The sequence below is a fragment of the Kitasatospora sp. NPDC052896 genome, from assembly GCF_044547075.1.
In the GTDB taxonomy this organism is placed as follows: Bacteria; Actinomycetota; Actinomycetes; order Streptomycetales; family Streptomycetaceae; genus Kitasatospora.
Genome location: NZ_JBITZU010000002.1, coordinates 324,175 through 347,563, shown reverse-complemented (window position 1 = coordinate 347,563; position 23,389 = coordinate 324,175). Strand labels below are relative to the sequence as shown.

Here is a 23,389-nt window from a genome sequence, read left to right as displayed (position 1 = left end):
GTACGAGGCTAGCGGTGGCCGCCGACAGTCCGGCGCCGCCCGTACTGCACCGCCGCCACCGCGATCCCGACCACCAGCCAGCAGGCCCCCACCAGCTGCGCGCTGGACGAGGCCTCGAACACCACGGCGGCGATCACCGCGATCCCGAGCAGCGGCACCAGCAGGTGCCGCAGCCGGTCCGGCGAGCCGTGCCGGACGGTGTACCAGCCGATCACCGAGGCGTGCAGCAGCGTGAACGCGCTCAGCGCGCCGATGTCCACCACCGAGGTCAGCCGGTCCAGCCCGTCGGGGCGCCCGGCCGCCCAGCCCGCCGCGCCCAGTGTCACCACGGCCGCCGCGAGCAGGGCCCGGCGCGGCACCGCGGAGGCCCGGTCGACCGCCGCCAGCCACCGCGGCAGCCGTCCCTCGCGGCCCATCGCGAAGAGCAGCCGCCCGGCCGCCGCCTGCCCGGCCAGCGCCGCGAAGGCCGCCCCGATCGCCTTGCTCACCGCCACCAGGACGTGCAGCCAGGGCCCCACCGCGGTGTCCACCGTGTCGTAGAAGGCCGATCCCTGCGCGGCCGGCTGTTCGGCCAGCTGCTCCGGGGTGAGCGGCTCCAGCAGCGCGGCCAGGTAGGACTGCGCCACGAAGAGCCCGCCGGCCAGCGCCAGGCAGAGCAGCACCGCCCGGGCCACCGCCGCCGAGGCCCCCACCGCCTCCTCCACGAACGAGGCGATCGCGTCGAACCCCAGGTAGGAGAGGACCGCCACGCTCACCGCGCCCAGCACCGCGGGCGCCGAGAAGCCGCTGACGCCGACCAGCGGTGCCAGCACCGGGTGGACCGTCCCGTTCGCGGCCAGCACCACGACCGCGGCGAGCACGAAGACCGCCAGCACCGCCAGCTCCATCGCCAGCACCCCGAACCCCACCGCGGCGGCCGTCCGCACCCCGGACAGGTTGAGCGCGGTGGTCACCAGCACCGCCAGCACGGTCCAGGCCCACCGTGACACGCCCGGCACCAGGGAGTGCAGCGCGATCCCCGAGAAGAGGTAGGCGACCGCCGGGATCAGCAGGTAGTCGAGCATCGCCATCCAGCCGGCGACGAACCCCGGCAGTTCGCCGAGCCCGGCCCGGGCGTAGGCGAAGACCGATCCGGTCTGCGGCACCGCGCGCACCATCTGCGCGTACGAGGAGGCGGTGAAACCCATCGCGACGGTCGCCACCAGGTAGACCGTGGCGACCGCGCCGTGGCTCCGGGCCTCCAGCACCCCGAAGATCCCGACCGGCGCCATCGGCGCGATGAAGAGCAGACCGTAGACCACCAGGTCGCGCAGGTCCAGGCTGCGGCGCAGCCGGTTCGCCTCGAGTCGTTCGCTCACGCTTCGCATTGGAGCACCCGAGGCCGTGCGCGCCCCGCAGGCGACGGTGCGTCGGCGCGGCACCGGGGCGGCCGCACCCGCCCGTACCATGGATGCCATGTCGACCACCGCACCGCGCCGTGTCCTGCTCGCCGCCCCCCGGGGCTACTGCGCGGGCGTGGACCGCGCCGTCATCGCCGTGGAGAAGGCCCTGGAGCAGTACGGGGCGCCGATCTACGTCCGCAAGCAGATCGTCCACAACAAGTACGTCGTGCAGACCCTGGAGAAGCAGGGTGCGATCTTCGTGGACGAGACCGAGGAGGTGCCGGAGGGCTCGATCGTGGTCTTCTCGGCGCACGGCGTGGCGCCGTCCGTGCACGACGAGGCCAGGGCCGGCAAGCTCGCCACCATCGACGCCACCTGCCCGCTGGTCACCAAGGTGCACAAGGAGGCGGTCCGGTTCGCCGACGAGGGCTACGACATCCTGCTGGTCGGCCACGAGGGCCACGAGGAGGTGATCGGCACGATGGGCGAGGCCCCGGACCGGATCCACCTGGTGGACGGCGCCGAGGACGTGGCGAACGTCGAGGTGCGCGACGAGAGCAAGGTGGTCTGGCTCTCCCAGACCACGCTGTCGGTGGACGAGACGATGGCCACCGTGGGTGAGCTGAAGAAGCGCTTCCCGCTGCTGGTCAGCCCGCCCAGCGACGACATCTGCTACGCGACCCAGAACCGCCAGGTGGTGGTCAAGCAGATCGCCCCGGAGACCGACCTGCTGATCGTGGTCGGCTCGAAGAACTCCTCCAACTCGGTCCGGCTGGTCGAGGTCGGCCTGGAGTACGGCGCCAAGGCCGCGCACCTGGTGGACTTCGCCGAGGAGCTGGACGAGGCCTGGCTGGATGGCGTCGGCACGGTCGGCCTGACCAGCGGCGCGTCCGTCCCGGAGATCCTGGTGCAGGGCGTGCTGGAGTGGCTGGCCCAGCGCGGCTTCGAGGACGTCCAGGTGGTCCGCACGGTCGAGGAGACGCTGCAGTTCTCGCTCCCCAAGGAGCTGCGCCGCGACCTGCGTGCCGAGGCGGCCGGCAAGCTCTGACGCCGGCGCTTCCCGCCGCCCGGGGCTTCCGGGCTGCCGTCCGGGGCAGGCTCTCGTACGTTGGTGCACAGCCTGTGGAGAACTCTGTCGGTGCGCGGCGCACGCGGCGCGCTCGGAGCGAGGAGGCGGAACGTGACGGCACGGATGGTGTTCGGTGTGGACATCGGCGGCTCGGGCATCAAGGGCGCGCCGGTCGACCTGGACCGCGGCACGCTCGCCCAGCCACGGCACAAGGTGCTCACCCCCCACCCGGCCTCCCCGGAGGCGGTGGTCGCCGCGGTCCGCGAGGTGGTCCAGCACTTCGACTTCCGCGGGCCGGTCGGGCTGACCTTCCCCGGCGTGGTGATCGGCGGGCACACCCGGACGGCCGCCAACGTCGACCAGGGCTGGATCGGCCTGGACGCCGAGGGACTCTTCCGGGAGGCGCTCGACCTGCCGGCCACCCTGCTCAACGACGCCGACGCGGCCGGCCTGGCCGAGGTGGCGCACGGCGCGGGGAAGGGCCGGTCCGGCGTGGTGCTCACGCTGACCTTCGGCACCGGGATCGGCAGCGCGCTCTTCACCGACGGGGTGCTGGTCCCCAACACCGAGTTGGGCCACCTCGAGCTGCGCGGCAAGGACGCCGAGCGGCGCGCCTCCGCCGCGGCCCGGGAGAAGCACGACCTGAGCTGGGCCGAGTGGGCGGTCCGGGTGGACGAGTACCTCGACCTGGTGGAGCGGCTCTTCTCGCCGCAGCTGGTGATCATCGGCGGCGGCGTCAGCCGCAAGCACGAGAGGTTCCTGCCGCTGCTCGCGCCGCGGGACGCCGAGGTGGTGCCGGCGGTGCTGCGCAACGACGCGGGCATCGTGGGTGCCGCGATGGCCGCGGCCCGGCGCGGCTGACCTCGCGCCCGGGCGGTGGTCAGCGGGTACGACGGGCCCGGCGCAGCGCGACGTACCGTGCCAGCGTGATCATCGCGGCCAGCCCCGTCCCGGCGAACAGCCAGCCGGCCCGCAGCGCCAGGCCGGTGGCCAGCGCGATCACCTGGCCCAGCAGGCCCGGGCTGCTCACCGGGCCGACCAGCAGCAGCGCGAGTGCGAAGGCGATCGGGCCGCTGACCGCGGCGGCCGGCAGGTCGGCCGGCCGGACCCGGATCGCGGTCTGGAAGCAGACCAGCAGGTAGCCGAGGCCGAACAGCAGGCCGAGCCCGCCGAAGAGCAACCGGTCGAGCAGGGCCGCGGCGATCGTGCCGGACACCGCCAGCAGGCCGGTGCCGATCGCGGTCAGCCGGGCCGGTCGCCCGGGGTGCGGGCGGTCCGCCGAGCGGGCCGGCCGCAGCGACAGCCGCAGGCGCAGCCGGGGGGCCGGGGCCCGGCCCGACGCGGCCGACCGCTGTCGGGACAGCCGGGCGGGTGCGGCGTCGCGGGGCGCGGCCGGCCCCGGAACGGCGGCCTCTGCGGCCCGGCCGCCGACTGGCGGGCGGGGCCGGGGCCCGGGCGGCTGGGTACGGGTGCGCTGCTCCACCCATCCAACGTACGGTCCGATCATCGCGACACTGGGTAATGGCACCCGAGTGGCCGCCTCGTGTCTCTGGCCGGTGCGTCCCGCCGGCTCTGCCGGGTGGGCGTGCGACCGGCCGCGCGGTGCGGGCCCGTAGACTGGGCGGTCGGCCCGTACGGTGCCGCTCCACGCCCTCCAAGCCCACGGGATCTCGCTTTCATGTCGCTCACGATCGGAATCGTCGGTCTGCCGAACGTCGGCAAGTCGACCCTGTTCAACGCCCTGACGAAGAACGACGTCCTGGCGGCCAACTACCCGTTCGCCACCATCGAGCCGAACGTCGGAGTGGTCGGCGTCCCGGACTCCCGGCTCCCCAAGCTCGCCGAGATCTTCAACTCGGAGCGGATCCTCCCGGCCACCGTCGACTTCGTCGACATCGCCGGCATCGTCCGCGGCGCCTCCGAGGGCGAGGGGCTGGGCAACAAGTTCCTCGCCAACATCCGCGAGTCGGACGCGATCTGCCAGGTCATCCGGGCCTTCAACGACCCGGACGTGGTCCACGTGGACGGCAAGGTCTCGCCGAAGGACGACATCGAGACCATCAACACCGAGCTGATCCTGGCCGACCTGCAGACCATCGAGAAGGTGCTGCCCCGGCTGCAGAAGGAGGCCCGGCTGAAGAAGGAGTCGGCCGCCGCGCTGGCCGCCACCGAGGCCGCGAAGGCGATCCTGGAGTCCGGCAAGACCCTCTTCGAGACCGGCTTCGACGCCTCCTCGGTGCGCGAGCTGCACCTGCTCACCACCAAGCCGTTCCTCTACGTCTTCAACGTGGACGAGGAGGAGCTGACCGACGAGGAGTTCAAGGACGGCCTGCGCGCGCTGGTCGCCCCGGCCGAGGCGATCTTCCTGAACGCCAAGATCGAGTCCGAGCTGATCGGCATGGACGAGGCCGACGCGCTGGAGCTGCTGCAGTCGATGGGTCAGGAGGAGGCCGGCATGGCCACCCTGGGCCGGGTCGGCTTCGACACCCTCGGCCTGCAGACCTACCTCACGGCGGGCCCCAAGGAGGTCCGGGCCTGGACCATCAAGAAGGGCGCCACCGCCCCCGAGGCCGCCGGCGTCATCCACACCGACTTCCAGCGCGGCTTCATCAAGGCCGAGATCGTCTCCTACGACGACCTGGTCGCCTGCGGCTCCATCCCCGAGGCCCGCGCCAAGGGCAAGTCCCGCATCGAGGGCAAGGACTACGTCATGCAGGACGGCGACGTGGTGGAGTTCCGCTTCAACGTGTAGTCATGCGCACGCTGCGCATGGGGAAACCAGTCGAACGCGCAGCCCGGAAGGGGTCGGACTCCATCGAGTCCGGCCCCTTCGCCGTCACCGTGCTGGACGGGTGCTGGATGTTCTGACGCGGGGTCAGTGGCGATCAGGTCTCGTGAACGGTGGACCGGTGTCCCACGTGAACGACCCGGACGACCAGCTCCCCGTCGTCGATCGCGTAGACGACGCGGTGGTCACCGACGCGTAGCCGCGTCGTACCCGGTGGAGCGGGGTCAGCCGTGCGCGGTCAGCAGCTCGGCCAGGATGGCGGCGAAGCTGTGGGTGGGGTCGCGGGTGGCGGTGAGGAGGGTGAGGCTGGGGTGGGTGCGCAGGGCGGCGAGGCGGTCGCGCTGGGCGGGGGTGGCCAGCTCGGCGCGGTAGCGGGTGGCGAACTCGGCGGCATGGGCCTCGGGGGCGGCGTGGAACCAGCGGCGCAGTTCGGTGGAGGGGGCCAGCTCCTTGGCCCACTCGTCGAGCTGCGCCGCCTCCTTGCTCAGCCCCCGCGGCCAGAGCCGGTCGACCAGGATCCGCCGGCCGTCGTCCGGGGACGGCGGGTCGTAGGCCCGCCGGAGCCGTACCTGATCGGGTCGCATGCCTCCAGTGTCACGCCCCCGCGGGTGTCACGCCCCCGCGATCCGGACGAGGAGGGTGCCGGCCGGGCCCGGGGTGACGCGGACCTCGCGGAGGGTGGCCACGTGGGCCGTGGGCCGGTGGGCGGCCGCGCGCGGGCCGATGCCGATGACGCGCATGCCGGCCGCGTGGGCGGCGGCGATGCCGGCTCCGGAGTCCTCGAAGACCAGGCACTCGGCCGGGTCGATGCCCAGCTCGGCGGCGGCCTTGAGGAAGCCCTCGGGGTCGGGCTTGCTGGCGCCGACCGACTCGGCGGTGATCGCGAGGTCGGGCATCGACAGGCCGGCCGCGGCCATCCGGGTGCGGGCCAGCCGGAGGTCGGCGGAGGTGACCAGGGCGTGCGGGTGGCCGGCCAGCGAGGCCAGGAAGGCCGCCGCGCCGGGGACCTCGACGACGCCCTCGGTGTCCGCGGTCTCCGCGGCGAGCATCGCGCGGTTCTCCGCGAGGTTCTCCGCCATCGGGCGGTCCGGCAGCAGGATCGCCATGCTCAGGTGGCCCTGCCGGCCGTGCACCACGTGCATCACGGCGTCGCCGTCCAGGCCCTTGTCCGCGGCCCAGCGCCGCCAGCAGCGCTCCACCACGGCGTCGGAGTTGACCAGCGTCCCGTCCATGTCGAGCAGCAGGGCGCGGACGGACAGCTCGGTGGCGGCGGACATGCCGGCTCCTTCGGGGCAGGGGGGACCAGCAGGGCTGCGGCCGTTTGTCGCACAAGGATACAAACCGGCGGAATCAGCCCAGCAGATGGGCGTTGACCGCCCTGGCCGCCTCGGCCAGTTCGGGCAGCTCCAGCACGGTCACCCCGGCGGCGGTGAGCAGGTCGATCCCCTCGCAGCCGGTCACGAAGAGGTCGGGCTCGCGCCAGGCCACCACCACCCGTGGCACCCCCGCGGCGATCAGCAGCCGGGCGCACGGCAGCGGCCGGGAGGCCCGCCGACCGCACGGTTCCAGCGAGCTGTAGACGGTCGCGCCGCGCAGCCGGGGATCGCCGGTGGGCAGCTTGCCCAGCGCCGCCTCCTCGGCGTGGCAGTGCTGGTCCAGTTCCCGGCTGTAGCCCTCGCTCAGCACCTCGCCGTCGGCGCCGACGATCACCGCGCCGACCGAGAAGGCGGTCCGCGAGGGCGGGCAGCGCCGGGAGAGCTCGATCGCCCGGGTGAGGAAGGCCAGGTCGGCGGGGGTGGTCACGCGGAGTGCTCCTTGGGGGCGTAGCGCAGCAGGACGACGTCCCCGACAGTACGGGCCTCCAGCAGCCGCATCCGCCGGGTGCTCCCGCCCGGGAAGTCGGCCGGGTTGACGAACCGGGGCGCCGCCGGGTCGCCGACCAGCAGCGGCGCGACCGCCAGCTGCAACTCGTCGGCCAGCCCCTCGGCGAGGAACTGGGTGTGCACCGACCCGCCGCCCTCCACCAGCAGCCGGCGGACCCCGCGCCGGCCCAGGTCGTCCAGCAGTGCGGCCAGGCGGACCCGTGGGCCCAGCGCGACCACCTCGGCCAGCCCGTCCAGCGCGGCCCGCAACGCGGGCGCGGCGGCGTCCGTGGCGTAGGCGACCTTGGCTCCGCCGGTGTGCCAGAACCGCAGGTCGGCGGGGAGGTTGCCGGTCGCGCTGAGGGTCACCTTGAGCGGGTGCGCGGGCCGTCCGGTCGCGGTCCGGGCGGCTTGCCGGGCGGGGTCGTTGACCAGCAGCTGGGGGTTGTCGCGGCGCAGCGTGGTGGAGCCGGCCAGGATCGCGTCGCAGTCGGCGCGCAGCTCGTCGACCCGGTCGAAGTCGGCCGCGTTGGAGAGCAGCAGGCGCTCGGGGGAGGCGTCGTCGAGGTAGCCGTCGATCGACATCGCGGCGCTCAGCAGTACGTGCGGGCGCTGCGGGGCGGTCGGCTGGGGGGCGTCCATCGGGGTCCGTTCTGTCGGGTGCTGAAGCCCACCGTACGGCGGCTGCCCGCGCCGTGGTTCAGACCCGGCGCGGCGGCAGCGGCAGTGGGAGGGCCGGCAGCCCGTCCACGCTCACCCCGTTCAGCTCCTTGCCGGCGCAGTAGGCGGCGAACTCCTCCTCGCTCTTGCGGCCGAAGTACTCGGCGTGCAGCGGCCGGTCCTCGCGGTACTCGAGGAACGGGACGGCGAAGCCGCAGGAGTCGCTCACCCGCTCGGCCCGGACCAGGATGATCGCCCGCAGTCCGGGCCCGTCCGCCGCGGGGTCGAAGTGCGCCAGCAGCTCGGCGAACCGCGGATCGTCGCGGAACACCGGCTCGCCGCGGCCGTGCACCCGGACCACGGTGGGCGGCCCGGTGAAGGCGCACCACATCAGCGTGATCCGGGAGTTCTCCCGCAGGTGGGCGATGGTCTCGGCGGTGCTGCCGCCGAAGTCCAGGTAGGCCAGGGTGAGTTCGTCCAGGATCGCCAGGGTGCCGGAGCGGCCCTTGGGGGAGACGTTGACGTGGCCGTCGGAGGCCAACGGCGCGGTGGCGGTGAAGAAGACGTGCTGGGCCTCGATGAACGTGCGCAGCCTGCCGTCGATGCGTTCGTAGACCTTTCCCATGCCCCGATTATCCGGAGCGCCCTCGCGGAACGGGAGGACCTGGCTCCTTTGTCTTGTCATGCGAGACGATGTTTCTTGAGGAATGGGACGCTACTAGTCTGCGGGCAGCGGTCGGCGGTCGGCCGGCCCGGGCAGGGGAGTGGACATGACGGACCATCAGAGCGCCACCTACACCCACGGCTACCAGAACGCCGTGCTGCGTTCGCACCGCACCCGGACGGCGGCCAACTCGGCCGGCTACCTGCTGGCCGAACTGCGCCCGGGCCAGGCGGTGCTGGACGTCGGCTGCGGTGCCGGCACGATCACCGCCGACCTGGCCGAACTGGTCGGCCCCGAAGGGCGGGTGGTGGCGGTGGACAGCTCGGCCGAGGTGCTGGCGCAGGCCGCCGCGCACGCCGCCGGCCGAGGGCTGCGGAACATCCGGTTCGAGGTCGCGGACGCCGGCGAACTACCCTTCACGGGCGGCGAGTTCGACGTGGTGCACGCCCACCAGGTGCTGCAGCACGTCGCCGACCCGGTGGCGGTGCTGCGCGAGATGCGCCGGGTGGTGGCGCCCGACGGTGCGGTGGCGGCCCGCGACGCCGACTACGCGGCGATGACCTGGTACCCCGAACTGCCGGAGCTGGCAGCGTGGTTGGACCTGTACCGACAGACCGCCCGGGCCAACGGTGGCGAACCGGACGCCGGGCGGCGGCTGTTGGCCTGGGCGCACGCGGCCGGCTTCGCCGAGGTGCGGGCGAGCAGCTCGAGTTGGACGTTCGCGTCACCCGGTGAGCGGCTGTGGTGGGGTGAGTCCTGGGCGGAACGGACCACCGGCTCGGGGCTGGCGGCCACCGCGCTGGCCCGGGGCATCGCGGACCGGGCGGAGCTGGAGCGGATCGCCGCCGGCTGGCGGCACTGGACGGTCGAGCCGGACGGCTGGTTCGGCGTGCTGCACGGCGAGATCCTGGCCCGCGGCTGACCGGCGGACGCGGGGGTGGGCGGGGCGCGGCGTTCCGTCGAGGGGGCGCGTCGCCGAACGATGCCGTCCAAGCCCCGGCCAGGACCTTGCGCCGACGCGGTCGCCGGTCCACCCTTGCGGTAGTTGGACGGGGGAGAACGGGGGCGCGGGCGCGGGCGTGGATGCCCCGACGGCCCGGAAATGACATCGCGGAAACCTCGTTGGTACGTCCCGTTAGCGGGCCGCCCCTAGCCTCGGCGCCAGGGACGGCCGGCGGCGGCCCGGGCCCGACTCGACCCCCACCGAGCCGGGCCCGGCCCGCCGCGCTGCCTCCTCCCGGTGACCGTGCCCCCTGTCACCGGTCGCACGCCGCTTCAACGGCCGTCAATCCGCGCGTGCGGCGGCGTTCCCCGTCCCGGTGCGCCCGGTTCACCGCGTCGTCCCGGCGGCGTCGTAGGGTCGGGGCATGGAGAACCGGATCGTCGTCGGCGGTGCCCTGATCCACCGGGGTCGGGTGCTGGCCGCCAGGCGCAGTGCGCCGGCCGAGGTGGCCGGGCGATGGGAGTTCCCCGGCGGCAAGACCGAGCCGGGGGAGACCGAGCAGCAGGCGCTGGAGCGCGAGCTGTACGAGGAGCTGGGGGTGCGCGCCCGGGCGGGCGAGCAGCTGCCCGGCGAGTGGCCGATCCGGACCGGGCTGGTGCTGCGGATCTGGGCCGCCGAACTGCTGGCGGGCGAGCCGCAGCCGCTGGAGGACCACTCCGAGCTGCGCTGGCTGGGGCCGCACGAGCTGGCCGAGGTGGACTGGCTGGAGCACGACCGCGAGGTGCTGCCCGAGGTGGCCCGGCTGCTGGCCGGTCACGCCGGCTGAGCCGGTTGAGCGGTCCGGGTCGGTTGGGCGGTCCGGGGTGCCACGCGGAGCCCGTTCGGCGCGGCGACGCGACTCTTGGTAGGCCAATCGGAAAAGATGACCCGAACGTTGTCCGGGCATCCCCCAGCCCGGACGCTCCGCCCGAGACCCGGAGGCCCTGTCGGTGACGAGTACGGGTAGCGGCGCCGGTGGCCTCCCACGGCGCACCGGCAGTGCGTCCGCCCGGGCCCGGCTGCGGCTCTCCCGGCCGTCGCGGAGGACCACCGCCGGGAACCCCGCACGGCCGGCCCCCGTCGAGCTGGTCACCGCCCCGCGCGGCGCCGCCTGCGCGCCCTTCCCCGGCGCCGGTCCCACCCCCGACGTGGACACCGCCGAGCACACCCGGGGCAGCCTCTTCGACGTGGTCCGGGTCTCCATCGCGATGCTCGACACCGCCGGCCGGGTGGCGCTCTGGAGCCCGGCCGCCGAGGAGCTGCTGGGCTGGCCGAGCGAGGTCCTGGTGGGCCGCCGGATCGAGGAGCTGGTGGTCGACGAGCGGCTGGTCCCCGACACCCGCGCGGCCTTCGCGACCGCGCTGCGCACCGGCAGCTGGAAGGGCCTGACCGAGCTGCGCCACCAGGACGGCGGCAGGGTCCCGGTGGAGGCCCGGATCTCGCTGCTGGTGGACGGCGACGGCACCCCGTTCCTGCTGGTGGCGCTGGCCGAGGCGGACTCGCTGCAGGCGGTCGAGCGGGACCTCGCGGTCCGTGACGCGCTCTTCGAGCAGTCCCCGCTCGGCATCGCGGTGCTGGACACCGAACTGCGCTACACCGCCGTCAACCAGACCCTGGCCGAGATGAACGGGGTGGCCGCCGAGGACCACGTCGGCCGGACCACCGGCGAGACCCTGCCCGAGCGGGCCGCCGACGAGATCACCGTGATCCAGCGCCAGGTGCTGGCCACCGGCGAGCCGGTGATCGACGTGACCCTCGCCTCGCCGCTGACCGCCCGCTCCGGCTACCGCTCGATGTCCTACAGCCGGCTGACCGACCGCGGCGGCAGGGTGCTCGGCATCTCCGGCACCGTGATGGACGTGACCGACCGTTACCGCGCGGTGGCCAAGGTCGAGCACGCCCGCCGCCGGCTGGCGCTGCTGAACGAGTTCGGCTCCCGGGCCGGCGACCTGCTGGACGCCTCCCGGATCGCCCAGGAGCTGGCCAGCGCGGTGGTGCCGCGGCTGGCCGACTTCGCCTCGGTGATCCTGCTGCAGGCGGTCGCGCACGGTGACGACCTGCCGCGGCACGCGCACGACCGGCGCACCTCGCTGCTGCAGCTCGGGGTGGCGGCCACCGAGGACGGCGAGGAGGTGGAGGTGATGCTCCGTCGGGGAGCCCGGATCACCTTCGCCGACGAGTCCTGCTACGGTCGGGTGCTGCGCACCGGCGTGCCCGAACTCCTCTCCGGCGCTGTGGAGTTGGAGGATGCCACCTACCCCGGCGACCCCAAGGTGCGGGCTGCCCTGGAGCTCGGCGCGCACTCCATGCTGGTGGTCCCGCTGCGGGCCCGGGGGATCGTGATCGGGCTGCTGGTGCTCAGCCGGGCCGGCCGCCGCGAGGCCTTCGACCGCGACGACCTGGCCTTCTCGGTGGAGCTGGCCGACCGGGCCGGCAGCTCGCTGGACAACGCCCGGCTCTACGCCCGCGAGCGCACCGCCGCGCTGACCCTGCAACGGACCCTGCTGCCGCAGCAGGTCCCGCAGCCCACCGGGGTCGAGGTGGCCTACCGCTACGTCCCCGGCAGCAGCGGCACCGAGGTCGGCGGCGACTGGTTCGACGTGATCCCGCTGCCCGGCGACCGCACCGCGCTGGTGGTCGGCGACGTGATGGGCCACGGCCTGCGGGCCGCCGCCACGATGGGCCGGCTGCGCACCGCGGTCCGGGTGTTGGCCGCCCTGGACCTGCCGCCCGACGTGCTGCTGCGGCACGTCCACGAGCTGGCCGACGACCTGGCCCAGGGCCCGGACGAGGCGCTGCTGGCCACCTGCGTGTACGCGGTCTACGACCCGGCCACCGCGCGGCTGGTGGTGGCCAAGGCGGGGCACATCCCGCCGGTCCTGGTGGTGCCGCCGCTGGCCGGCCCGGCCCGGGGCGGCAGTCCGCTGCCGGGCGGCGAGGGGCGGGTGCTGGACCTGCCCTCGGGCGCGCCGCTCGGGGTGGGCGGCGTCCCGTTCGAGGCGGTCGAGCTGGTGATCCCGGAGGGCAGCGTGCTGGCCCTCTGCACGGACGGCCTGGTGGAGTCCCGGGACAAGGACCTGGACGTCGGACTCGGCCGGCTGCAGTCGGTGCTGGAGAAGCCGTACCTGTCGATCCAGCACGCCTGCGAGGCGGTGCTGGACACCATGGAGCAGGGTCGCGAGCCGGACGACGTCGCGCTGCTGCTGGCCCGGCTCGGCCGTGGCGAGGAGGGCGCGCGCACGGTCGGCTGGACGCTTCCGGCGGAGCCCGCCGCGGTCTCCCGGGCCCGCCGGCTGGTCCGCGGCGCCTTGCAGGAGTGGGCGGTCGACGACCTGACGGACGTCGCCGAACTGCTGGTGAGCGAGCTGGTCACCAACTCGGTCCGGTACGCCAGCGCGCCGATCGGGGTACGGCTGACGCTCGGTGACACCTTGCTGGTGGAGATCTCCGACCCGCTGCCCGACCCGCCGCGGGAGCGGCACGCCGCCGCGGCGGACGAGGGCGGTCGCGGCCTGGAGCTGGTCCGCAGCCTGGCGCTGCGCTGGGGCGCCCGCGCGGAGGGGATGGGCAAGGTGGTCTGGTTCGAGCAGGAGCTGGGCGGTTGAGCCGGGCCGCTGGGTCGGGCCGCCGGGTCGGATGGGAGTCGCCGGGCGATTCCCGGGTAGGGAACCGGCCTGGGAATGATGCGAACGGGTTGATCGTACGAACAGTCGAAAGGTGGGGATCAGCCTGGGAGTCCGTGAAGACCCGTTCATGTCAAGGTGATGGCGGGCGCACGGGTGTGGACCAGGGGCGCGAACGTGGCAGGCTGGTGGTGCGGGGTTGGGAACAAATTCCTTCCCTCGATTTGATGTTGTGATGTCGCGGGCGTGTGCGCCTGCCCCCGGATGATGAATACTCGGTTCTCTCGACATCCGGATGGGCGCGGGTTGGAGGGGTCGGTCCTTGAACAGCATGCCGGCGCGGGAAGCGCTGACTGGTGGTGGCCATGCCGCCGTACCCGGGCAGCCGGGCGCCAGGGCCGGCGGTGCCGCGGAGACGGTCCCGCCGCCCGCGGATCCCGCCGCCACCACCGTTTCGGGCCAGGCCCCGGACCGGTCCCGTTGGGGCCACAGCGATCCGGGGTCGATCTACGAGTACATCCGGGTCGCCACCTTCGCGATCGGTCCGGACGGCCGGATCAGCCAGTGGAGCGACCGGGCCGCCGACTTCTTCGAGCTGCCGGCCGCCGAGGTGGTCGGCGCCGACCCGGTGACCACCCTGGTCCCGCGCGAGCTGTGGCGGCGCGGCCGGGAGCGGCTGGCGCGGACGCTGGCCGGCGAGGAGTGGGTCGGCACCGTCCCGTACCGGGACCGCGAGGGTGCGGAGGGCCTGGCCGAGGTCTACCTGATGCCCGCCACCGGCTCCGGCCGGGAGGCCGACCGCGCCGACCGGGACGGCCCCACCGTGGCCGACGGCGGCCCGACGGCCGACGGCAGCCCCGGCGCGCTCTGTCTCGCCGTCGACCTGGGCAAGCTCCGCCGGATCGAGACCGACCTGGCCGCCTCCGAGGCGGTCTTCGGGCAGACCCCGAGCGGCTTCTTCCTCTTCGACCGGCAGCTCAAGCTGCAACGGGTGAACCGGGCCTTCGCCGAGGCGGTCGGCGTCGAGCCCGAGGGGCTGGAGGGCCTCACCCCGCACGACCTCTTCTCGGCCTCCGAGGCCGAGCGCCTGCAGGCGGCGCTGCGTCAGGTGCTGGACACCGGCGACCCGGTGGTGGACCTGCGCTTCAGCGGCGCGGTGCCGACCCGGGACGGCAACCGCCGCTGGGCGATCTCGCTCTACCGGCTCTCCGGCCCCGGCGAGCGCCCGATGGGCGTGGCCGGCCAGGTGCAGGACGTCACCAGCCGGCACGTCGCCGAGCGCGAGGCGGCCGGCGTCCGGCGCAACCTCGCCCTGGTCAACGAGGCCAGCGCGCACATCGGCTCGACCCTCGACCTGGAGACCACCGCCAAGGAACTGCTCGACGTGGTGGTCCCGCAGTTCTGCGACCTGGCCACGGTCGACCTGTACTCGGCGCTGCTCTCCGGCGAGAGCGGCCCCTCGCTCAGCCCCACCGGCCCCGGACCGTACGGCGCGCCCTACGACGGCAGCGGCGAGCTGCGCCGGGTGGCGGTCTCCTCGGTGGTCGGTGGTGCCGCCTCGGTGCTGGGTGGTGAAGCCCTCCCCACCGACGCCCAGTTGCCCACCGCGGAGGCCGGCGGGACGCTCTGCTACCCGCCGCGCTCGCCGCACGCCAGGGCGCTGCGCACCGGCCGCAGCGCCATCCCCGAGCCCGGCCCGGACCCGCTGCTGCGCAGCACCCTGGTGGTGCCGCTGGTCGCCCGGGACGTCGTGCTCGGCCTGATCCAGCTCTCCCGGGCGATCGGCAGCGAGCCCTTCGACGCCCGGGACGTCGCGATCGCCGAGGAGATCGCCGCCCGCGCCGCGGTCTGCGTCGACAACGCCCGGCTCTACCGCCGCGAGCACGAGCGCGCGCTGATCCTCCAGCGCAGCCTGCTGCCCCCCGGCAACCCGGAGGCCGCCGGGCTGGAGATCGCCTGCCGCTACCGGCCGAGCAACAACAACACCGAGGTCGGCGGCGACTGGTTCGACGTGATCCCGCTGCCCGGTCACCGCACCGCGCTGGTGATCGGCGACGTGATGGGCCGTGGGCTGCGGGCCGCCGTGGCGATGGGTCAGTTGCGCACCGCGGTGCGGACGCTGGCGATGCTCGACCTGGAGCCGGCCGAGGTGCTCGGCGCGCTGGACGAGATCGCCCGCGGGCTGGGCGACCCGGGCCCGACCACGCTGACCGGCTACGGCAAGCCGGCCCAGCCGGCCGGCGACGACGCCCCCGAGGTCTACCTGGCCACCTGCGTCTACGCCGTCTTCGACGCGGTGACCAGGCGCTGCGTCTTCGCCAACGCCGGCCACCTGCCGCCGGTGCTGCTCAGCCCCGTCGGCGGCGCCGATCCCACACCGGTCGCCCGGATGCTGGACGTGCCGCCCGGGCTGCCGCTGGGCGTCGGCGGCGAGCCGTTCGAGGAGGTCACCCTGGTGCTGCCGGACGGCGCCCTGCTCGGCCTCTACACCGACGGCCTGGTGGAGTCGCGCAAGCACCAGTTGGACGAGGGCCTGCTGGCCTTCCGGAACGCCCTGCAGGCCGGCACCCCGGTGCTGGAGACGCTCTGCGACGAGGTGCTCAGCGAGCTCGACCCGCACCACGGCGAGGACGACATCGCCCTGCTGATGGCCCGGGTCCGGGCCTTCCCGGAGGACGCGGTCGGCGACTGGCGGCTGCCGCCCGAGCCCACCTCGGTCGCCAAGGCCCGCGAACTGGCCTGCGGCTGGCTGCTGGTGCGCGGCCTGGACGAGCTGGTGGACACCACCGAGCTGCTGGTCAGCGAGCTGGTGACGAACGCGCTGCGGCACGGCCGGGGCGACATCCGGCTGCGGCTGCTGTGCGACAGCACGGTGGTCTGCGAGGTCTGGGACGACGGCTACGCACAGCCCCGCCGGCGCCGCGCCCAGGAGACCGACGAGGGCGGCCGCGGCCTCCAGCTGGTCAGCCTGCTGGCCGAGCGCTGGGGCAGCCGGCGGACCCCGCACGGCAAGATCGTCTGGTTCGAGCTGACGCCCTGACCGACGTGGATGCCCTGGCCGACCGAGGCGGCGGCCGGCCAGGGCGACCGGTCGCCGGCTACGACCCCGGCCGGCGCAGCCCGATCTTCGAGCCGAGCCAGACCAGCGGGTCGTACTTGCGGTCGGCGACCCGTTCCTTGAGCGGGATCAGCGCGTTGTCGGTGATCCGGATGTGCTCGGGGCAGACCTCGGTGCAGCACTTGGTGATGTTGCAGTAGCCGAGCCCGTGCACGTCCTGGGCGGTCGCCCGGCGGTCCAGCCCGGTCTCGGCGGCGGCGTCCAGCGGGTGCATGTCCAGCTCGGCCACCCGCATCAGGAACCGCGGTCCGGCGAACGCGCCGTGGTTCTCCTCGTGGTCGCGCACCGCGTGGCAGGTGTCCTGGCAGAGGAAGCACTCGATGCACTTGCGGAACTCCTGCGAGCGCTGCACGTCCTCCTGCCGCATCCGGTACTCGCCGGGCGCCAGCCCGTCCGGCGGCACGAAGGCCGGCACCTCGCGGGCCTTGGCGTAGTTGAACGAGACGTCGGTGACCAGGTCGCGCACCGAGGGGAAGGCCCGCAGCGGGGTGAGCACCACCGGCTCGCCGGCCGGCAGGGTGGACATCCGGGTCATGCAGAGCAGCCGTGGCAGCCCGTTGACCTCGGCGCTGCACGAGCCGCACTTGCCCGCCTTGCAGTTCCAGCGGACCGCGAGGTCGGGCGCCTGGGTGGCCTGCAGCCGGTGCACCAGGTCGAGCACCACCTCGCCCTCGTTGACCTCCACCTGGTACGAGGCGAAGCCGCCTCGCCCGCCCTCGCCGCGCCAGATCCGGAACTCGGCCTGCTGGCTCATCGGCCCTCCCCCTCCTGCTCGGCCTGCCCGCGCCGCTCGTCCTGCCTGTCGCTCGCTTCGGCGAGTTCCTCCGGGGTGAGGTACTTCGCCAGTTCCGCCTGGCCGAACAGGGCCAGCAGGTCCGGTCGGATCGGCGGGTTGGCCTGCCGGGCCACCCGGACGCCCTCCGGGCCCAGGCCGCAGACCAGGTTGACCCGGCGCCAGTCGCGGTCCATCCCGGGCCAGTCCTCGCGGGTGTGTCCGCCACGGCTCTCCCGGCGCAGCAGCGCGGCCTGCGCCACGCACTCCGAGACCAGCAGCATGTTGCGCAGGTCCAGGGCCAGGTGCCAGCCGGGGTTGAACTGCCGGTGGCCCTCCACCGAGAGCCGGGCGGCCCGGTCGCGCAGCACGGCGAGGCGCTCCAGCGCCCGCTTCATCTCGCCCGCCCGGCGGATGATGCCGACCAGGTCGTTCATGGTCTGCTGGAGCTCCTGGTGCAGCGCGTACGGGTTCTCGGTGCCCTCGTCGAAGGGGGCCAGTGCCTCGGCCGCCGCCGCGTCCAGCTCGGCCCGCTCGGGCGCCGGACGGTCCGTCAGTCCCGCCGCGTACCGGGCCGCGTGCAGTCCGGCCCGGCGGCCGAAGACCAGCAGGTCGGAGAGCGAGTTGCCGCCGAGCCGGTTGGAGCCGTGCATGCCGCCGGCCACCTCGCCCGCCGCGAACAGGCCGGGGACGGTCGGGCTGGCCGCGGTGTCCGGGTCCACCTCGACACCGCCCATCACGTAGTGGCAGGTGGGCCCGACCTCCATCGGCTCGCGGGTGATGTCCACGTCCGCCAGCTCCTTGAACTGGTGGTGCATCGAGGGCAGCCGGCGGATGATCTCCTCGGCCGGCAGCCGACTGGAGACGTCCAGGTGGACCCCGCCGTGCGCGGTGCCGCGGCCGGCCTTGACCTCGGCGTTGATCGCCCGGGCCACCTCGTCGCGGGGCAGCAGCTCGGGCGGGCGGCGGTTGGTGTCCGGGTCGGTGTACCAGCGGTCGGCCTCGGCCTCGGTCTCGGCGTACTGGCGGCGGAAGACCTCGGGCACGTAGTCGAACATGAACCGGCGGCCCTCGCTGTTGCGCAGCACCCCGCCGTCGCCGCGCACCGACTCGGTGACCAGGATCCCCTTGACCGAGGGCGGCCAGACCATGCCGGTCGGGTGGAACTGGACGAACTCCATGTTCAGCAGCCGGGCGCCGGCCAGCAGCGCCAGCGCGTGGCCGTCGCCGGTGTACTCCCAGGAGTTGGACGTCACCTTGAACGACTTCCCGATCCCGCCGGTGGCCAGCACCACGGCCGGCGCGGCCAGGCTGAAGAACCGCCCGCTCTCCCGGACGTACCCGAAGACCCCGGCGACCCTCCCGTCGTGGAGCAGCAGCCGGGTGACGGTGTGCTCCTGGAGGACCTTGAGCCCGGCCTCGAAGTCACCGGTCTCCCGGTGGTCCCGCTGCTGGAGCTGGACCACCTTCTGCTGCAGGGTGCGGATCAGCTCCAGCCCGGTCCGGTCGCCGACGTGGGCGAGCCGTGGGTACTCGTGGCCGCCGAAGTTGCGCTGGGAGATCCGGCCGTCCGCGGTCCGGTCGAAGAGCGCGCCCCAGGTCTCCAGCTCCCAGACCCGCTCCGGCGCCTCCTTGGCGTGCAGCTCGGCCATCCGCCAGTGGTTGAGGAACTTGCCGCCGCGCATGGTGTCGCGGAAGTGCACCTGCCAGCCGTCGCCGCTGTTGACGTTGCCCATCGCGGCGGCGATCCCGCCCTCCGCCATCACCGTGTGCGCCTTGCCGAAGAGCGACTTGCAGATCACCGCGACCCGCATGCCCTGCTCGCGCGCCTCGATCGCGGCCCGCAGCCCGGCCCCGCCCGCGCCGACCACCACCACGTCGTAGCTGTCCATGCAGGCTCCTCTCAGAAGAGCTTCGGGTCGGCGAAGACGCCGGACGAGACCAGGTACACGTACAGGTCGGCCAGGCCCACCGAGGCCAGCGAGAGCCAGGCCAGCTGCATGTGCCGGGCGTTCAGCCGGCCGACCAGCTGCCAGGCGCGGTAGCGCACCGGGTGCCTGGAGAAGTGCCGCAGCCGGCCGCCGACGATGTGCCGGCAGGAGTGGCAGGAGAGCGTGTACGCCCAGATCAGCGCGACGTTGCCGAGCAGCACCAGGGTGCCCAGACCGGCGTGCCCCCACTGGCCGGCCGCGTTGCGGAACCCGAGCACGGCGTCGTACGTGAGGATCCCGGCCACCGGGATCGCCAGGTAGAAGAAGTAGCGGTGCAGGTTCTGCAGGATCAGCGGGAACCGGGTCTCCCCGGTGTAGCGGGCGTGCTGCTCGCCCACCGCGCAGGCCGGCGGGGAGGCCCAGAACGCGCGGTAGTACGCCTTGCGGTAGTAGTAGCAGGTCAGCCGGAAGCCGAGCGGGAACACCAGCACCAGCAGCGCGGGGGAGAGCCGCCACCAGTCGCCGACCACCGCCCAGTCGGCGCCGCCGCGCATCGGGACGCAGCGGGCGGCCAGGCAGGGCGAGTAGAACGGCGAGACGTAGGGCGCCGCGTAGTAGTGCGCCCCCTCGAAGGCCCGCCAGGTCGAGTAGCCGATGAAGACCAGCAGGCCGGCCGTGGTGGTGAGCTGCGGCAGCCACCAGCGGTCGGTGCGGAGCGTGCGTTCCGGTATCTCGGCGCGCGTGGTCGTTGCGGTCATCCTGCGAGTGTGACCTTGATCACATTCCATCGGAAGGCTTCTGACAGGATTCGCTCGGCCGACCGGGTGCCAGGTTGTCGTGTCGTCAGTCCGTCGTGTGGGCGGTGCAGTTCAGTGGAACGCATGTCCACGCTCTCGGTCCTGCGCCGCACGTTCACCGCCGCCGCGACCCTCGGCGTGCTGGCGGGGTGCACCGCCACGCCGCCGTCCGAATCGCCCACCTGGTCCGCCTCGGATCTCAGCCCGGGTGACCGGGCGGCGGTGCGGGACGGCGGGACGTTGCGCTGGGCGGTGGACGCGGTCCCCGCCTCGCTCGACGTCTTCCGGCCCACCGCCACCGCCGACGACGCGCTGATCGCGCACGCCCTGCTGCCCAGCCTGTTCCGGGTGGACGAACGGGGCCGGCCCACCGCGGATCCGGACTACCTGGACGGTGCCGAGGTGAGCGGCGGCGGCCAGGCGCCGCAGACGGTCACCTACCGGCTCAACCCGAAGGCCGTCTGGAGCGACGGCAAGCCGCTCTCGGTCGAGGACTTCGCGGCCCAGTGGAAGGCGCAGCAGGCCACCCACCCCGGGTACGCGGCGATCGCCTCGGTCGGACCGGGTGCCGAGCCGCACCAGGTGAAGGTGGTCTTCAAGCGGCCCTACGCCTCCTGGCGCGGCCTGTTCGCCCCGCTCTACCCGGCGGCCGGCCTGCCGGCCTCGGCCGGTCCGCTGGTGCTGAAGTCGCTGGACGCCAAGGAAGGCCGGGCCTCGCTGGTGCGCAACCCGCACTGGTGGGGTGCGCCGGCGAAGGTGGACGGGATCGACTTCCTGGCCACGTCCGACCGGCTGGAAGCGCTGAGCAAGGGCGCCGTGGACGTCGCCGCCGTGGAGGGGGTCATCGACCGCCCGGGCGCCGCGCAGTCGGCCGACGCGGTGGACTCCTCGGCGCGGGCGCTCAAGCGCGTCGAGTCGCTGCCCGGGATCACCCTGCACCGGGCGGCCGCCGCGGCGTTCACCCAGCTGACCCTGAACGGCGTGCGCGGCCCGCTCGCCGACCCGGCCGTGCGGCGCGCGGTGGCCGCCGCGGTGGACCGCCGCGCGGTGGCCGAGGCCGCGCTGCGCCCGCTCGGCCTGCCGGTCGTCCCGCTCGGCAACCACCTGCTGATGGCCGACCAGGAGGGCTACCAGGACAACAGCGGCGCGCTCGCGGCGACCGCCAAGAAGCTGCACCTGGGCCTGAACCTGCTCTACCCGGACGGCTCCGCCACCGCCCACCGCGCCGCCGAAGCCCTGGTGGCCGGCCTGGCCCCGGCCGGGATCGCGGTCCACCCGGAGGCCGCCCCGGCCGACAGCTTCCACGACCAGCTGGCCGGGCGGGACTGGGACCTCGCGCTCTTCTCCTGGCCGGCCGCCGCCTTCCCGGCGGAGGACGAGCGCGCGGTCTACGCCAAGCCCCGCCCGGGTGTGGACGGTCGGCCCACGAACGCGCTGAACTACGGCGGCACCGGCACCGAGGAGATCGACCGACTGTTCGACCGGGCGGCCGGCGAGGCCGACCAGAAGGCCCGGCTGAAGATCCTCCAGCAGGCCGACGCCCGGATCTGGCAGCTGGGCCACTCGGTCCCGCTCTTCCAGCGTCCCGAGCTGGTCGCGGTCCGTGACGGGGTGGCCGGGGTGGGCGCCTACGGCTTCGGCTGGCCGCGCTTCCAGGATCTGGGATTCCGGCACTGAGCCGCCGGAGACCGGGGTGACCTGCCCGAATCCGCCACTCTTGGCCGGGACACGTACCATAGGACCAGCCGAGGCATGTCCTGCCCGGCGGGTGGACCGGTAAGGGAATGGGCGGCCAGCAGGCCGCAGCCGGGGCGCCGTAACCCACGACTCCGGGAGAGTTCGCTCCGCATGCCCACGCGCAACGACATCCGCAACGTAGCTATCGTCGCCCACGTCGACCACGGCAAGACGACCCTGGTTGACGCGATGCTCAAGCAGGCCGGTGCCTTCGCCGCGCACCAGCACCTCGACGACCGCATGATGGACTCGAACGACCTGGAGCGCGAGAAGGGCATCACCATTCTCGCGAAGAACACCGCGGTCAAGTACCACCCGAAGGACGGTGGCGCGCCGATCACCATCAACATCATCGACACCCCCGGCCACGCCGACTTCGGTGGTGAGGTCGAGCGCGGCCTGTCGATGGTGGACGCGGTCGTCCTGCTGGTGGACGCCTCCGAGGGCCCGCTGCCGCAGACCCGCTTCGTGCTGCGCAAGGCGCTGACCGCCAAGCTGCCGGTCATCCTGTGCATCAACAAGACCGACCGTCCGGACTCCCGGATCGACGAGGTCATCAACGAGACCTACGACCTCTTCCTCGACCTGGACGCCACCGAGGAGCAGATCGAGTTCCCGATCGTCTACGCCTGCGCCCGTGACGGCGTGGCCTCGCTGACCAAGCCGGAGGACGGCACCGTCCCGGCCGACAGCGACAGCCTGGAGCCGTTCTTCTCCACCCTGCTGGAGACCGTCCCGGCCCCGGTCTACGACGACGAGGCCCCGCTCCAGGCGCACGTCACCAACCTGGACGCCGACAACTTCCTCGGCCGCATCGCGCTGCTCCGGGTCGAGCAGGGCGAGCTCAAGAAGGGCCAGACCGTCGCGTGGATCAAGCGCGACGGCACGATCTCCAACGTCCGCATCACCGAGCTGCTGATGACCGAGGCGCTCACCCGCAAGCCGGCCGAGAAGGCGGGCCCGGGTGACATCTGCGCGGTCGCCGGCATCCCGGAGATCATGATCGGCGAGACCCTGGCCGACCCGGAGAACCCGATCGCGCTGCCGCTGATCACGGTGGACGAGCCGGCCATCTCGATGACCATCGGCACCAACACCTCGCCGCTGGTCGGCAAGGGCGGCAAGGGCCACAAGGTCACCGCCCGCCTGGTCAAGGACCGCCTGGACCGCGAGCTGGTCGGTAACGTCTCGCTGCGCGTGCTGCCGACCGAGCGCCCGGACGCCTGGGAGGTCCAGGGCCGTGGCGAGCTGGCGCTGGCGATCCTGGTCGAGACCATGCGCCGGGAGGGCTTCGAGCTGACCGTCGGCAAGCCCGAGGTGGTCACCAAGGAGGTCAACGGCAAGGTCCACGAGCCGATCGAGCGGATGACCATCGACTCCCCCGAGGAGCACCTGGGTGCGATCACCCAGCTGATGGCGACCCGCAAGGGCCGGATGGAGACGATGACCAACCACGGCTCCGGCTGGATCCGGATGGAGTGGATCGTCCCGTCCCGCGGCCTGATCGGGTTCCGCACCGAGTTCCTCACCCAGACCCGCGGCACCGGTATCGCGCACTCGATCTTCGAGGGCCACGAGCCCTGGTTCGGCGAGCTGCGCACCCGCAACAACGGCTCGCTGGTGGCCGACCGGGCCGGCGCGGTGACCGCCTTCGCGATGACCAACCTGCAGGAGCGCGGCGTGCTCTTCTGCGACCCGGGCACCGAGGTCTACGAGGGCATGATCGTCGGCGAGAACTCGCGCTCGGACGACATGGACGTCAACATCACCAAGGAGAAGAAGCTCACCAACATGCGCTCCTCCACGGCCGACGTGACCGAGTCCATCGTGCCGCCGCGCAAGCTCTCGCTGGAGCAGTCGCTGGAGTTCTGCCGCGACGACGAGTGCATCGAGGTCACCCCGGAGACCGTGCGCATCCGCAAGGTCGTGCTGGACCAGAAGGACCGCGGTCGCAGCGCGTCCCGCGCCAAGAAGAACTGACCTCCGTCAGCTCGTTCCGTCGGC

General features: G+C 73.5%; 19 protein-coding genes and 1 pseudogene. 9 read left to right on the top strand and 11 right to left on the bottom strand.

Going from position 1 to position 23,389, the window contains the following annotated elements; all coding sequences use genetic code 11:
• Positions 1–8: 8 nt before the first annotated feature.
• A complete protein-coding gene (locus tag ACIGXM_RS07670; RefSeq protein WP_396557914.1) occupies positions 9–1,367 on the bottom strand; it encodes an APC family permease in 1,359 nt (452 codons plus the stop codon).
• Between the two features lie 88 nt (positions 1,368–1,455).
• Between ACIGXM_RS07670 and ACIGXM_RS07665 the strand changes: the two genes are divergently transcribed.
• Together ACIGXM_RS07665 and ppgK are read left to right on the top strand one after the other, a co-directional pair.
• On the top strand, positions 1,456–2,430 hold the full coding sequence (locus ACIGXM_RS07665; RefSeq protein ID WP_396557912.1) for a 4-hydroxy-3-methylbut-2-enyl diphosphate reductase: 975 nt from the start codon (positions 1,456–1,458) through the stop codon (positions 2,428–2,430).
• A 144-nt stretch (positions 2,431–2,574) separates the two neighbouring features.
• Positions 2,575–3,312 carry a polyphosphate--glucose phosphotransferase gene (ppgK, locus tag ACIGXM_RS07660; protein ID WP_396558368.1) on the top strand — a complete coding sequence of 246 codons (738 nt, stop codon included), beginning with the start codon at positions 2,575–2,577 and terminating at the stop codon, positions 3,310–3,312.
• Between the two features lie 19 nt (positions 3,313–3,331).
• Here ppgK and ACIGXM_RS07655 read toward each other — a convergent pair whose 3' ends face one another.
• Positions 3,332–3,934, bottom strand: a complete 603-nt coding sequence (locus tag ACIGXM_RS07655; protein WP_396557910.1) for a DUF6542 domain-containing protein — start codon at positions 3,932–3,934, stop codon at positions 3,332–3,334.
• Positions 3,935–4,129: 195 nt separating this feature from the next.
• Between ACIGXM_RS07655 and ychF the strand changes: the two genes are divergently transcribed.
• Entirely contained in the window at positions 4,130–5,203 is a 1,074-nt protein-coding gene (gene ychF / locus ACIGXM_RS07650) for a redox-regulated ATPase YchF (RefSeq protein ID WP_396557908.1), read from the top strand.
• A gap of 133 nt (positions 5,204–5,336) precedes the next feature.
• Here ychF and ACIGXM_RS07645 read toward each other — a convergent pair.
• The 6 genes and pseudogenes from ACIGXM_RS07645 to ACIGXM_RS07620 all read right to left on the bottom strand — a co-directional run.
• A pseudogene (locus ACIGXM_RS07645) lies at positions 5,337–5,447 on the bottom strand (type II toxin-antitoxin system RelE/ParE family toxin); the annotation flags it as partial.
• A gap of 16 nt (positions 5,448–5,463) precedes the next feature.
• Complete coding sequence (locus ACIGXM_RS07640; protein ID WP_396557906.1) at positions 5,464–5,823, bottom strand: DUF488 domain-containing protein; 360 nt, start codon at positions 5,821–5,823, stop codon at positions 5,464–5,466.
• A 27-nt stretch (positions 5,824–5,850) separates the two neighbouring features.
• Positions 5,851–6,516, bottom strand: a complete 666-nt coding sequence (locus ACIGXM_RS07635) for an HAD-IA family hydrolase (protein ID WP_396557904.1) — start codon at positions 6,514–6,516, stop codon at positions 5,851–5,853.
• A gap of 73 nt (positions 6,517–6,589) precedes the next feature.
• Entirely contained in the window at positions 6,590–7,042 is a 453-nt protein-coding gene (locus ACIGXM_RS07630) for a deaminase (RefSeq protein WP_396557902.1), read from the bottom strand.
• On the bottom strand, positions 7,039–7,743 hold the full coding sequence (locus ACIGXM_RS07625) for a RibD family protein (protein WP_396557900.1): 705 nt from the start codon (positions 7,741–7,743) through the stop codon (positions 7,039–7,041). Before ACIGXM_RS07625 ends, ACIGXM_RS07630 begins: the two co-directional genes overlap by 4 nt.
• Positions 7,744–7,801: 58 nt before the next feature.
• Positions 7,802–8,386 carry a pyridoxamine 5'-phosphate oxidase family protein gene (locus ACIGXM_RS07620; protein WP_396557898.1) on the bottom strand — a complete coding sequence of 195 codons (585 nt, stop codon included), beginning with the start codon at positions 8,384–8,386 and terminating at the stop codon, positions 7,802–7,804.
• A gap of 145 nt (positions 8,387–8,531) precedes the next feature.
• On the opposite strand from ACIGXM_RS07620, the gene ACIGXM_RS07615 reads away from it, so the two are divergent.
• From ACIGXM_RS07615 to ACIGXM_RS07600, 4 genes are all read left to right on the top strand, one after another.
• A complete protein-coding gene (locus ACIGXM_RS07615; RefSeq protein ID WP_396557896.1) occupies positions 8,532–9,347 on the top strand; it encodes a methyltransferase domain-containing protein in 816 nt (271 codons plus the stop codon).
• A gap of 445 nt (positions 9,348–9,792) precedes the next feature.
• Positions 9,793–10,194 carry a (deoxy)nucleoside triphosphate pyrophosphohydrolase gene (locus tag ACIGXM_RS07610; protein WP_396557894.1) on the top strand — a complete coding sequence of 134 codons (402 nt, stop codon included), beginning with the start codon at positions 9,793–9,795 and terminating at the stop codon, positions 10,192–10,194.
• 163 nt (positions 10,195–10,357) lie between these two features.
• Positions 10,358–13,012 (top strand): SpoIIE family protein phosphatase, encoded by a 2,655-nt coding sequence (locus ACIGXM_RS07605; RefSeq protein ID WP_396557892.1) that lies wholly within the window; start codon positions 10,358–10,360, stop codon positions 13,010–13,012.
• Between the two features lie 349 nt (positions 13,013–13,361).
• Positions 13,362–16,070 carry a SpoIIE family protein phosphatase gene (locus ACIGXM_RS07600; RefSeq protein ID WP_396558366.1) on the top strand — a complete coding sequence of 903 codons (2,709 nt, stop codon included), beginning with the start codon at positions 13,362–13,364 and terminating at the stop codon, positions 16,068–16,070.
• 58 nt (positions 16,071–16,128) lie between these two features.
• Here the strand turns inward: ACIGXM_RS07600 and ACIGXM_RS07595 are convergent, their stop codons facing one another.
• The 3 genes from ACIGXM_RS07595 to ACIGXM_RS07585 are packed head-to-tail and all read right to left on the bottom strand — an operon-like array spanning position 16,129 to position 19,609.
• Entirely contained in the window at positions 16,129–16,902 is a 774-nt protein-coding gene (locus tag ACIGXM_RS07595) for a succinate dehydrogenase/fumarate reductase iron-sulfur subunit (protein WP_396557890.1), read from the bottom strand.
• The gene (locus tag ACIGXM_RS07590) at positions 16,899–18,812 is read right to left on the bottom strand and encodes a fumarate reductase/succinate dehydrogenase flavoprotein subunit (protein ID WP_396557888.1); all 1,914 of its coding nucleotides are present in this window, start codon (positions 18,810–18,812) and stop codon (positions 16,899–16,901) included. Before ACIGXM_RS07590 ends, ACIGXM_RS07595 begins: the two co-directional genes overlap by 4 nt.
• Before the next feature lie 11 nt (positions 18,813–18,823).
• Positions 18,824–19,609 (bottom strand): hypothetical protein, encoded by a 786-nt coding sequence (locus tag ACIGXM_RS07585; protein ID WP_396557886.1) that lies wholly within the window; start codon positions 19,607–19,609, stop codon positions 18,824–18,826.
• 123 nt (positions 19,610–19,732) lie between these two features.
• On the opposite strand from ACIGXM_RS07585, the gene ACIGXM_RS07580 reads away from it, so the two are divergent.
• Both ACIGXM_RS07580 and typA read left to right on the top strand, forming a co-directional pair.
• Positions 19,733–21,325 (top strand): ABC transporter family substrate-binding protein, encoded by a 1,593-nt coding sequence (locus ACIGXM_RS07580; RefSeq protein WP_396557884.1) that lies wholly within the window; start codon positions 19,733–19,735, stop codon positions 21,323–21,325.
• 171 nt (positions 21,326–21,496) lie between these two features.
• Complete coding sequence (gene typA / locus ACIGXM_RS07575) at positions 21,497–23,365, top strand: translational GTPase TypA (protein WP_396557882.1); 1,869 nt, start codon at positions 21,497–21,499, stop codon at positions 23,363–23,365.
• Positions 23,366–23,389 lie beyond the last annotated feature (24 nt).